The sequence below is a fragment of the Megamonas sp. genome (genome assembly GCF_986095205.1).
The window spans coordinates 15,597-27,380 of record NZ_CFQVBI010000083.1; the positions used below are offsets into that span (position 1 = coordinate 15,597).

The window sequence follows — 11,784 nt, forward strand, 5'->3', positions numbered from 1 at the left end:
AAAATATAATCATTACTGAAGCGATTTTAAAGATATTTGCAATGTATGCAATAAAAATTATGAGGAAGTGTTTTTATGGAAAGTAAATCCCTACAACTTTTATCACCAATTACGGGAAAAACAATACCACTTACAGAAGTTCCTGACCCTGTATTTTCTACAAAAATGATGGGTGATGGTATTGCAATCATTCCATCAGAAGGTAAAATCTACAGTCCTGTTGATGGTGAAATCACTATGATTGCAGCAACAAAACATGCCTATGGCATCAAAGCTGATAATGGATTAGAACTACTCATTCATTTTGGCTTGGAAACAGTAGCTTTAAATGGTGAAGGCTTTACTGTTCACGTGCAAGCTGGCGATAAGATAAAAGCTGGCACATTAATTGCCGAAGTAGATTTTTCTTTCATGCAACAAAAAAATATCAATTTAATTACACCATTTATCATTTGTGGTGGCATGGAAAACATGACATTAAACTGTAATTACAACGAAGTAACTCATGGTGAAGATGCCATCATAACTTTAACCATGCAAACCATGCAAAATGTGCAAAATTCCATGCAACAAGAAACAAAATCAACTGTAGAAGAAGCGCCAAAGAAAAAATTTCATATTGATTTTGATTTCTTACAAAAACTTGGCAAAGTGTTAATGACAGTTATCGCTGTTATGCCTGCTGCTGGTCTTATGATTTCTCTTGGTAAATTAATTCAAATGTGTGGTGCTGATATTTCCTTAATCATGATTATTGGTAACACTATGGAAAATATCGGTTGGGCAATTATCGGTAATTTACATATTTTATTTGCTGCTGCCATTGGTGGTTCATGGGCAAAAGAAAAAGCTGGTGGTGCCTTTGCTGCTATAATTGCTTTCATTTTAATCAATCGAATAACTGGTTCTATTTTTGGTGTAACTACAGATATGTTAAACCAAGCTGACGCTACAACTTATACTTTATTAGGTCAAATAATTCCTGTTAAAGGCTATTTTGTTGAAGTTCTTGGTGCAGCCGCTCTCAACATGGGTGTATTTGTCGGTATTATTTCTGGCTTTGTCGGTGGTATTGTCTACAATAAATACTACAATTTCCGCAAATTACCAGATTGTTTAGCCTTTTTTAATGGTAAACGCTTTGTACCTTTAATGGTCATCATTTATTCCGTCGTAATTTCTGTAATTCTCAGTTTTTTCTGGACTTATGTACAAACAGGTATTAATAATTTTGGTATTTGGATTGCTAATTCATCTTCTACTTATCCTGTACTTGCTCCATTTATTTATGGTACTTTAGAACGTTTACTTTTACCATTTGGTTTACATCATATGCTTACCATTCCAATGAACTACACATCTTTTGGTGGTACTTATCAACTTTTAACAGGTGCAAATGCTGGAACTTTTGTATTTGGACAAGATCCTCTATGGCTTGCTTGGGCAAATGATTTAATCAACTTCAAAAATATGGGTGATATGGCTTCTTACAATCAATTATTAAACGAAGTAACACCTGCTCGTTTCAAAGTTGGTCAAATGATCGGTGCTACTGGTATGTTGCTTGGTATCGCCTTAGCTATGTATCATCGTGTCGATAAAGATAAACGTCATAAATATAAATCCATGTTTGTATCCACTGCACTTGCTGTATTTTTAACTGGTGTAACTGAACCACTTGAATTTATGTTTATGTTTGCCGCTGTTCCTTTATATATCGTTTATGCAATTCTTCAAGGTCTAGCTTTTGCTATGGCTGGTATTATAGATTTACGCCTTCATTCTTTTGGCAATATTGAATTTATCACTCGTATTCCTATGTCTGTAAAAGCAGGACTTACTGGAGATATTATTAACTTTTTAATTTGTATTGTAGCCTTTTTTGCTATCGGTTATGTTGTGGCTTATTTCATGATTGGCAAATTTCAATTTGCTACACCTGGTCGTTTAGGTAATTATGACAGTATAAATAATGATGAAGATAATTCTAAAACTACTGTACAAGGCTCTGCTCAAGCTGAAGCTATTATTAAACTTTTAGGTGGTAGAGAAAATATCACTCTCGTTGATGCTTGTATGACCAGATTGCGTGTAACTGTTAAAGATATCAATAAAGTAGCAGATTTAGACCAATGGAAAAAATATGGTGCTTTAGGTTTAGTAAAAAAAGATAATGGCGTTCAAGCTATTTATGGGCCTAAAGCCGATGTTTTAAAATCTGATATCAATGACATTCTTTAAATATATCAATTGACGAGGTAATTTATATGAAATTACTAACACTTAATTCTCACAGTCTTTTAGAAGAAGATTATCTAAAAAAAACACAGATTTTTGTAGAAGAAATTCTTCAAGAAAATATTGATGTCTTCGCACTTCAAGAAGTCAATCAATCACATGATGACAAAATCTTAGCTAAAAATCCTCATAACTATTATGGTACATCAATTTTAAAGCAAAATAATCATGCGCTATATATTGCTGATTTACTAGCTAAACAAGGTAAAAACTATCATTGGATTTGGGAAGATTGTCATCTTGGCTATGACATCTATGATGAAGGTATTGCTATCTTTTCCAAATATCCCATTATAGATACAAAAGTAATTCCATTATCTAAAACACAAGATCATACAAATTATAAAACGCGTAAAGCTTTAGCTATTTGTTGTGAAGTAAATCAACAAAAAACATGGTTTATTTCTATGCATATGGGCTGGTGGAATGATGAAGAAGAACCATTTCAACGCCATTGGCAAAATTTAATTACAGCTCTAAAGCCAATTTCTCAAGATACTATTTTCTTAATGGGAGATTTCAATAATCGCAGTGATATCAAAGATGAAGGTTACAATCTTATTCTTAAAGATAAATGGTATGACTTGTATGAATTAGCTCAAATACGTGATGAAGGAATTACCAGTTCTTCTGGCATTGCTGGTTGGTTTTCTCAAAATAGTGAAGCTATCCGCATTGACTATATTTTTTGCAATAAAAAAATAAATGTACAATCTCAAAAATCTATATTTACTGGCATAGATAAACCTACTATATCTGATCATTTTGCTGTACTAACAGAATGTATAAAAGGAGTATAAAATCATGAGAGCAAGTGGCATTTTATTACCAATCTTTTCCCTGCCTGGTGGTCATGGAATTGGTTGCTTTAATCAAGAAGCTTATAAATGGATAGATTATTTAAAACAAGCTAAACAAAGTTATTGGCAAATATTGCCTTTAGGTGCAACTAGCTATGGCGATTCACCTTATCAATCATTTTCTACTTTTGCAGGAAATCCTTATTTTATTTCTTTAGATGATTTAGTAGCTAAAAATTGGTTAAATATCGATGAATTACCAATTCAAGAAGAAAATACTACTATTGATTATGCAAACTTATATCATACACGTTTTGATTTATTGAGATTAGCTTTTAAACGTAGTCATATCACAGATAATCATGATTTCCAATCATTTATAAATAATGAAGCATATTGGCTAAATGATTATGCTTTATTCATGGCAATAAAAGATTATTTAAATGGAATATCTTGGCAACAATGGCCTGAAGATATCCGCCATAGAACAACAGATGCTATGAACTACTACACAAATAAATTACAAGAAAATATTACTTTTTATAAATTCCTCCAATTCATCTTTTGGGAACAATGGCAAAAATTAAAAGCTTATGCAAACAGTCAAGGTATTTCTATAATTGGTGATATCCCAATCTATGTAGCTTATGATAGTGCTGATACTTGGTCTAATCCTCATCTCTTTCAATTAGATGAAAATTTATTGCCAACAGCAGTTGCTGGTTGTCCGCCAGATGGCTTTTCTGCTGATGGTCAACTTTGGGGCAACCCTTTATATGCTTGGGAAAGACATGCACAAGAAAATTTTTCTTGGTGGATATCTCGTATTTCTTGGTGCTATAAATTATATGATGTTGTTCGTATTGACCATTTCCGTGGCTTTGATGAATATTATTCTATTCCTTACGGAAATACTACAGCTAAAGGTGGTCATTGGGTAAAAGGCCCTGGAATAAATCTTTTCCAACAAATAAAAAATACACTTGGCAATAAAGAAATCATTGCTGAAGACCTTGGCTATCTAACTGACTCCGTTCGCCAATTAGTAAAAGATACAGGCTATCCAGGAATGAAAGTTTTAGAATTTGCCTTTGATAGTCGCGATTCTAGTGGAGCTAATAATTATTTACCTCATAATTACAATGAAAATTGTGTAGTTTATACTGGCACTCATGATAATGAAACAATGCTTGGCTGGTTTAAATCAATCTTGCCAGAAGAAAAAAATACTTTGCGTCGCTATTTATGTACTGATACTCAAGATGATTTAAAACTACTAGATAAAGCTATTTGTTTAGCTATGCAATCTGTAGCTAAAATGTGTATCATTCCTATGCAAGATTGGTTACAACTAGATAATACAAGTCGCATAAATAAACCATCTACACTTGGTGGTAATTGGTGCTGGCGCATGAATAATTCACAACTCAGTGAAAAACTAAATCAAAAAATTGCTTCTATTACAGCCACTTATGGTAGAGATAAAAAATAAGGAGACTATCTATGTTAACTAAATTAAATAATATATTACAAATTCAATTTCAAAAAAATATCGATAACTGTACAAATGAAGAATTATATATAGCCTTATTAATGTTAGTTAAAGCATTAAGCAAAAATCGTCCCCTCACACAAACTAAACGAAAATTATACTATATTTCTGCTGAATTTTTAATTGGTAAACTATTATCTAATAATCTAATTAATCTTGGTATTTATGATGAAATCAATTCTTTATTACAAGAACACGGTAAAGATTTAAGTATTATTGAAGAAATAGAGCCTGAACCATCTTTAGGTAATGGTGGTCTTGGTCGACTTGCTGCTTGCTTTTTAGACTCTATTGCTACACTTAATCTTTCTGGTGATGGTATCGGTTTAAATTATCATCTTGGTCTGTTTAAACAAAAATTTATCAATCACCTTCAAAAAGAAGAAGCTAATCCATGGTTACAAAAAGACAATTGGCTCAATGATACAAATATAGGCTTTGATATTCAATTCAAAGATTTTACTGTACATTCTCATCTTTATGATATTGATGTTATTGGTTATGGACAAGGGCTGAATAAATTACATCTTTTTGACCTAGACAGTATCGATGAAAATATTGTTAAAGAAGGTATATCTTTTGATTTAACAGATATCAAAAAAAATCTTACTTTATTTTTATATCCTGATGATAGTACAAAAGAAGGTCAATTACTTCGCATCTATCAACAATATTTCATGATTAGCAATGCAGCTCAATTAATTTTAATGGAAGAAAAAGCTAAAGGTCATGACCTCAAAGACTTACATCAACATGTATGTATTCAAATCAATGATACTCATCCATCAATGATTATTCCTGAGCTTATCTATCGCTTATTAAAAGAGGGTATTCATTTAAAAGAAGCAGTGCATATCGTAACAAATACTTGTGCTTATACAAATCATACTATTTTAGCTGAAGCTTTAGAAAAATGGCCTATGGATTATCTCCGTCAAGTAGTACCACATTTAATTCCAATAATTGAAATCCTCGATACTGTTGCATTCACACGCAGTGAAGAAGAAGCCGTCCAAATTATCGATAAAGAAAATCGTGTGCACATGGCTAATATGGATATTCATTTTGGCTATAGTATCAATGGTGTAGCTTCTTTGCATACTGATATTCTAAAAAATAGTGAATTAAATGCCTTTTATAAACTCTATCCGCAAAAATTCAATAATAAAACTAATGGTATTACATTCCGTCGTTGGTTATTGCATTGTAATCATGAACTTAGCCAATATATTCAATCTCTAATAGGCAATAAATTTCTACAAGATGCTACAAAATTAAAAGAACTATTACAATATATTAATGATGAAAATGTATTATCTACACTTTTAAAAATTAAAGCTCATAATAAACAAAAACTCGCAGATTATATTCAAAAAACTATGCAAATCAGCATTAATCCAAATAGTATCTTTGATATTCAAATCAAACGCTTACATGAATATAAACGTCAACAAATGAATTTACTCTATATCATCAATTTACTATTAAAAATCAGACAAGGCTATCGACCAAAAACACCTATAACTTTCATTTTTGGCGCTAAAGCTGCACCTGCATATGTCATTGCCAAAGATATCATTCATGCTATTTTATGTCTTCAAGATATCATTGCTAAAGACTCTATTGTTAATAAATATATTCAAGTTGTCATGATTGAAAACTACAATGTTTCTCAAGCTGAAAAATTAATTCCTGCTTGTGATATTTCTGAACAAATTTCACTCGCTAGTAAAGAAGCTAGTGGTACTGGCAATATGAAAATGATGTTAAATGGCGCAATTACATTAGGTACAGAAGATGGTGCTAATGTAGAAATTCATCAATTAGTAGGTGATGATAATATCTATATCTTTGGTGAAAGCAGTGATAATGTTATCAATCATTACACAAAACAAGATTATAATGTCAAAGATTATTATGAAAATGATACAGAAATTGAAAATACACTTAAATTCTTGATTTCTAAAGAAATGCTTTCCATTGGCAATGCTGAAAATCTTCAACGTTTATACAATGAATTAAGTAATAAAGATTGGTTTATGACTTTACTTGATTTAAAATCATATATTCAAGCTAAAGATAAAGCTTTCCATGATTATTTAAATCGTCAAAATTGGGCAAAAATGTCTTTAACAAATATTGCTAACGCTGGCTATTTCTCTAGTGACCGCACAATCGCTGAATATAATAACGATATTTGGAAATTAGATAAATAATCTGCCACTAAATGAGGTGTCAATATGTCTTTTGATAATATAAAAATATATATGCAAAATGGTAAATTAACAGATTTAGAAATAAATTATTATATTAATAAATTAAAAAAAATATACCAAAGTAAAAAATTACAACGTATATCTTTTATTTTAGGCGAAGATTATATTGACTTAAGATATATGTTTGAAGCTTATCCTTTTGAAAGAATATGGCGAATCCCCTCTAAAAAATAATATAAAAAAAGGCTATCGTAAAAATTTACGATAGTCTTTTTTCTTATCTAAAATACAATATTTATTTACCCATTTTTATATAATTTAAACGACCGCCAGCCATTAAAATATCAATATCTAATTGAGATAATGCATGATTTACGGCAAAAGAAGTTTTCTTAGTAACATTCTCTACCATCATAGCTTTTCCTGGAGCAAGCTGATGTAAATTACTAATTTTCAATACATCACCTTCATCAATAGTATCATAATCTGCCTCATTTGCAAAAGTAAATGGTACGATACCAAAGTTTATGAGATTAGCTTGATGTATACGCGCAAAGCTTTTAGCGATAACAGCTTTAATGCCTAAATACATTGGTGCAAGTGCTGCATGTTCACGGCTAGAACCTTGACCATAGTTTTGACCTGCAACGATAAAGCCACCGCCAACAGATAAGCAATGTTGTTTAAATCCAGCTTGTACATCACGGAAAATAAATTCAGATATTTTTTCAATATTAGAACGGAATGGCAATACTTTTGCCCCTGCTGGAGCGATATGGTCTGTAGTGATATTGTCTACTACTTTAATTACTACTTGTTTTTCTACAGTATCAGCAAGTGGAGTATTTTCTGGAAGTGGTTTAATATTTGGACCACGAACGATTTCCACATTTTCAGGATGCTGTTTTTCTGGAGCAATAATCATACTATCATCTACTAAGAAATGATCTGGTTCTGCTGGAATATCAAATTCAGCTTCTCTAGGATCAGAGATAACACCTTTTATAGCACTATAAGCAGCTACTTCTGGAGAAACAAGACATACATTTGCACTTAAGGTACCACTTCTACCATAGAAATTGCGGTTGAAAGTACGAAGTGACCATGCATTTGTAATTGGAGATTGACCCATACCGATACAAGGACCACAAGTACATTCAAGCATTCTAGCACCACTAGAGATTAAATCAGTTAATGCTCCATTTTGAGAAAGCATAGTCAACACTTGTTTAGAACCTGGAGAAATACATAAGGATACATTTTCAGCAACTGTTTTATTTTTTAATATAGAAGCGACAATCATCATATCTCTATAAGAAGAATTTGTACAGCTACCAATAGCAACCTGGTCTATTTTTTTGCCAACAACTTCACTGATGGATTTTACAGCGTCAGGGCTATGAGGCATAGCAATCATTGGTTCTAAATCATCTAAATTGATTTCATATGTTTCATCATAAACTGCATCATCATCTGCACTTAAAGCTACGAAACAATCTTCACGATTTTGTTTTTTCAAAAATTCATATGTTACTTCATCGCTTGGGAATATAGATGTAGTAGCACCGAGTTCTGCACCCATATTTGTTATAGTAGCACGTTGAGGAATATTTAAAGTTTTTACACCTTCACCTGTGTATTCAATAACTTTACCTACGCCACCTTTTACAGTCATAAGCTGTAAAACTTTTAAAATAATATCTTTAGAACTTACACCTTTATGTAATGCACCTGTAAGTTTTACATTTACCACTTTTGGCATTTTTAAATTAAATGGACGTCCTGCCATAGCACAAGCAACATCAAGTCCACCAGCACCAATAGCCAATGCACCAATACCACCAGCTGTAGGAGTATGAGAATCACTTCCTAATAAAGTTTTACCTGGAGCTGCAAATCTTTCCAAATGTACCTGATGGCAAATACCATTACCTGGACGAGAAAAATAAATACCATGTTTGTTTGCTACTGTTTGTAAATATTTATGGTCATCAGCATTTTCAAAACCACTTTGAAGTGTATTATGGTCTACATAGCTTACGGATAATTCTGTTTTAACTTGGTCTACACCCATAGCTTCTAATTGTAAATAAGCCATAGTTCCTGTAGCATCTTGTGTTAAAGTCTGGTCAATTTTAATAGCTATTGGACAACCACGGTCCATAGTGCCTTCTTGTAAATGAGCTTTAATTATTTTTTCTGTTAATGTAGGCATCTTTAGCTCTCCTTTACTTTTTTAGTATACATAAGAACAATATTTTCATTATAACATAAATTATTACGATTTGTGTATCAATACAGTAAACATTTACTATAAAAATATTGTATACAGTGTATATTTGACTTTTATATAAGATATTTTTTGTGATATAATAGACAAGTATCTTTTTATATAATATGTTTTTTATAAACTCATCGTTAATATCAATTCAATAGAAAAGGAGAATTAGTCTATGGATAATACGTTCTTAGCTCAATTCTACGGAAAATCACAAAATTATACAGATATTCCTAATCATTTATATAAAGACTACAATGTAAAAAAAGGTTTACGTAATGAAGATGGTACAGGTGTTTTAGTAGGTCTTACTCGTGTTGCAGACGTTGTAGGTTATACATACAATGAAGATGGTACAAAAGTAGATACTGAAGGTACTTTATTTTTTCGTGGTATAGATATCAATGAAATAGTAAAAAATCGTCATGATTTACGCTATATTTATGAAGAAGCTTGCTTTTTATTATTATTTGGTTACTTACCAAAACAAAAAGAATTAGAAAACTTTTGCGAACTCCTTCAAGAAAACTACGAACTTCCTGATGATTTCTTAGAAATGAATTTACTTCGCATGCCTGGTAAAAATCTAATGAATAAATTGCAACATGCAATTTTGACTTTATATAATTATGATGAAGACCCAGATAATACCGATGTATATGAAACATTATTAAAAGGTATTCAAATCATGGCAAAATTGCCATCAATCGCATGTTATGCTTATCAATCTAAAATGCATTACTACGAACATAAAAGTCTTATCATTCACTATCCTCGCAAAGATTACTCTACTGCTGAAAATATTTTATATATGCTTCGCTCTGATAGCAATTTCAGCAAACAAGAAGCTAATCTTTTAGATATCATGCTCCTTTTACATGCTGATCATGGTGGTGGTAACAACTCCACTTTCACAAATGTAGTAATCTCCTCCACTGACACAGATATTTATTCTGCTGTATCTGGCTCTATAGGTTCACTAAAAGGACCTCGTCATGGTGGTGCTAATATAAAAGTAGCTTTAATGATGGATGCTGTTATATCCGAAATAGGCTATACTCGTGATGATGCTAAAATTAAAGATATTGTATTGAAATTATTAAATAAACAATTCTACAATAAATCTGGTCTTGTATACGGTTTTGGTCATGCTGTTTATACACTTTCTGACCCACGTGCAGAAATACTTCGCCATTATTGTGGTATCGTAGCTCATGAAAAAGGTCGTGAAGAAGAATTTGAATTCTATTTACGCTTTGAACGCATTGTTAAAGAAACCTTGATGGAAACAAAAGGCTTAACAGCGTGTGCAAATGTAGACTTTTATAGTGGCTTTGCTTATGATATGCTTGGTATTCCTCGCGATATGTTTACACCATTATTCGTTATCAGCCGTATGGTAGGTTGGCTCGCTCATAACTTAGAAAATAAATTATATGATGGCCGTATCATGCGTCCTGCTACAAAATATGTTGGTGAATTAAATGAATATGTACCTATGGAGGATAGATAAAAATGACTAAAACTATTACTGTATTTAAAGGCGATGGCATTGGTCCTGAAATAACTGATGCTGTTTTAAAAATATTAGATAAAGCTAGCGCTGACCTTAATTATGAAATTTTCAATGTCGGTGCTAAAGAATATGAAACAAATGGTAAATTAATCCCTGATGAAGCATTTGCTTCCTTTGATAAAAACAAAGTATTATTAAAATCTCCAATTACTACTCCTATTGGCAAAGGCTTCCGCTCTTTAAATGTAACTTTACGTAAAAAATATGATTTATATGCTAACATTCGCCCTGCTAAATCAAATAATGCTGTAAAAACTGCATTTAAAGATATTGACCTAATTGTTTTCAGAGAAAATACTGAAGACCTCTATGTAGGTGTAGAAGAACAAATTGATGAAAATACTGTTCATGCTACAAAAATAATCACTCGCCATGCTAGTGAAAGAATTATTAAAGATGCTTTTGAATACGCTAAAGCTCATAATCGCAAAAAAGTAACTTGCGTACACAAAGCTAATATCTTAAAAATGAGTGATGGTTTATTCCTAAGCATATTCTACGATATCGCTAAAAATTATCCAGAAATCGAAGCTAATGATAAAATCGTTGATAACACTTGCATGCAACTTGTAATGAATCCTCAACAATTTGATATCATGGTTATGCCAAATCTCTATGGAGATATCGTTTCTGACCTCACTAGTGGCTTAATCGGTGGACTTGGTTTATTGCCATCTAGTAATCTCGGTAAAGATTACGCTATGTTTGAAGCAGTTCATGGTAGCGCACCAGATATTGCAGGTAAACATATAGCAAATCCTACAGCACTTTTATGGTCTGCTTGCATGATGCTTGAATATCTTGGTCAAAATGATGTTGCTAGCAAAATCAGAAATGCCGTTGATGAAGTATTAAACGAAGGAACAACTTTAACACCAGACCTTCATGGTACAGCTACAACAGAAGCATATTGTGATGCTATCATCGCTAAATTATAAAAAATAAATTTAATATAATTATTTATAAAAAAGACTACCTATAAAATTGAACTGCACCCCAAAAGTTGGACACAAAACAACTTTTGGAGGTGCAGTTTTTTTATGACTAAATACTCAAATGAATTT

The 11,784-nt window shown here is 31.8% G+C and carries 8 protein-coding genes; 7 read left to right on the plus strand and 1 reads right to left on the minus strand.

Features of this window, described 5'->3' with window-relative positions:
• The first annotated feature begins 75 nt into the window (after positions 1 to 75).
• Genes AC5LAX_RS12485 through AC5LAX_RS12505 form a run of 5 tightly spaced genes read left to right on the plus strand, consistent with a single transcriptional unit; the run spans position 76 to position 7,100 of the window.
• Positions 76 to 2,241, plus strand: a complete 2,166-nt coding sequence (locus AC5LAX_RS12485) for a PTS transporter subunit IIBC (protein WP_117585710.1) — start codon at positions 76 to 78, stop codon at positions 2,239 to 2,241.
• A 26-nt stretch (positions 2,242 to 2,267) separates the two neighbouring features.
• Complete coding sequence (locus tag AC5LAX_RS12490) at positions 2,268 to 3,098, plus strand: endonuclease/exonuclease/phosphatase family protein (RefSeq protein ID WP_193526291.1); 831 nt, start codon at positions 2,268 to 2,270, stop codon at positions 3,096 to 3,098.
• A gap of 4 nt (positions 3,099 to 3,102) precedes the next feature.
• The gene (gene malQ / locus AC5LAX_RS12495; protein ID WP_204965671.1) at positions 3,103 to 4,590 is read left to right on the plus strand and encodes a 4-alpha-glucanotransferase; all 1,488 of its coding nucleotides are present in this window, start codon (positions 3,103 to 3,105) and stop codon (positions 4,588 to 4,590) included.
• Between the two features lie 11 nt (positions 4,591 to 4,601).
• Complete coding sequence (locus tag AC5LAX_RS12500; RefSeq protein WP_117585707.1) at positions 4,602 to 6,866, plus strand: glycogen/starch/alpha-glucan phosphorylase; 2,265 nt, start codon at positions 4,602 to 4,604, stop codon at positions 6,864 to 6,866.
• A 24-nt stretch (positions 6,867 to 6,890) separates the two neighbouring features.
• A complete protein-coding gene (locus AC5LAX_RS12505; RefSeq protein ID WP_115150833.1) occupies positions 6,891 to 7,100 on the plus strand; it encodes a hypothetical protein in 210 nt (69 codons plus the stop codon).
• Positions 7,101 to 7,161: 61 nt separating this feature from the next.
• Here AC5LAX_RS12505 and AC5LAX_RS12510 read toward each other — a convergent pair whose 3' ends face one another.
• On the minus strand, positions 7,162 to 9,081 hold the full coding sequence (locus AC5LAX_RS12510; RefSeq protein ID WP_018999947.1) for an aconitate hydratase: 1,920 nt from the start codon (positions 9,079 to 9,081) through the stop codon (positions 7,162 to 7,164).
• A 238-nt stretch (positions 9,082 to 9,319) separates the two neighbouring features.
• Here AC5LAX_RS12510 and AC5LAX_RS12515 point away from each other — a divergent pair, with 238 nt between their 5' ends.
• Together AC5LAX_RS12515 and AC5LAX_RS12520 are read left to right on the plus strand one after the other, a co-directional pair.
• On the plus strand, positions 9,320 to 10,657 hold the full coding sequence (locus AC5LAX_RS12515; RefSeq protein ID WP_018999946.1) for a citrate synthase: 1,338 nt from the start codon (positions 9,320 to 9,322) through the stop codon (positions 10,655 to 10,657).
• A 2-nt stretch (positions 10,658 to 10,659) separates the two neighbouring features.
• Positions 10,660 to 11,658, plus strand: coding sequence for an isocitrate/isopropylmalate dehydrogenase family protein (locus AC5LAX_RS12520; protein WP_288908972.1), 999 nt, complete (start codon positions 10,660 to 10,662; stop codon positions 11,656 to 11,658).
• Positions 11,659 to 11,784: the final 126 nt, after the last annotated feature.

What these genes read in the sequence shown, in the direction of transcription:
- AC5LAX_RS12490 (WP_193526291.1), top strand. Translation starts at nt 2,268, where the DNA reads ATGAAATTACTAACACTTAATTCTCACAGTCTTTTAGAAGAAGATTAT.
- AC5LAX_RS12505 (WP_115150833.1), top strand. Translation starts at nt 6,891, where the DNA reads ATGTCTTTTGATAATATAAAAATATATATGCAAAATGGTAAATTAACA.
- AC5LAX_RS12485 (WP_117585710.1), top strand. Translation starts at nt 76, where the DNA reads ATGGAAAGTAAATCCCTACAACTTTTATCACCAATTACGGGAAAAACA.
- AC5LAX_RS12520 (WP_288908972.1), top strand. Translation starts at nt 10,660, where the DNA reads ATGACTAAAACTATTACTGTATTTAAAGGCGATGGCATTGGTCCTGAA.
- AC5LAX_RS12510 (WP_018999947.1), bottom strand. Translation starts at nt 9,081, where the DNA reads ATGCCTACATTAACAGAAAAAATAATTAAAGCTCATTTACAAGAAGGC.
- AC5LAX_RS12515 (WP_018999946.1), top strand. Translation starts at nt 9,320, where the DNA reads ATGGATAATACGTTCTTAGCTCAATTCTACGGAAAATCACAAAATTAT.
- malQ (WP_204965671.1), top strand. Translation starts at nt 3,103, where the DNA reads ATGAGAGCAAGTGGCATTTTATTACCAATCTTTTCCCTGCCTGGTGGT.
- AC5LAX_RS12500 (WP_117585707.1), top strand. Translation starts at nt 4,602, where the DNA reads ATGTTAACTAAATTAAATAATATATTACAAATTCAATTTCAAAAAAAT.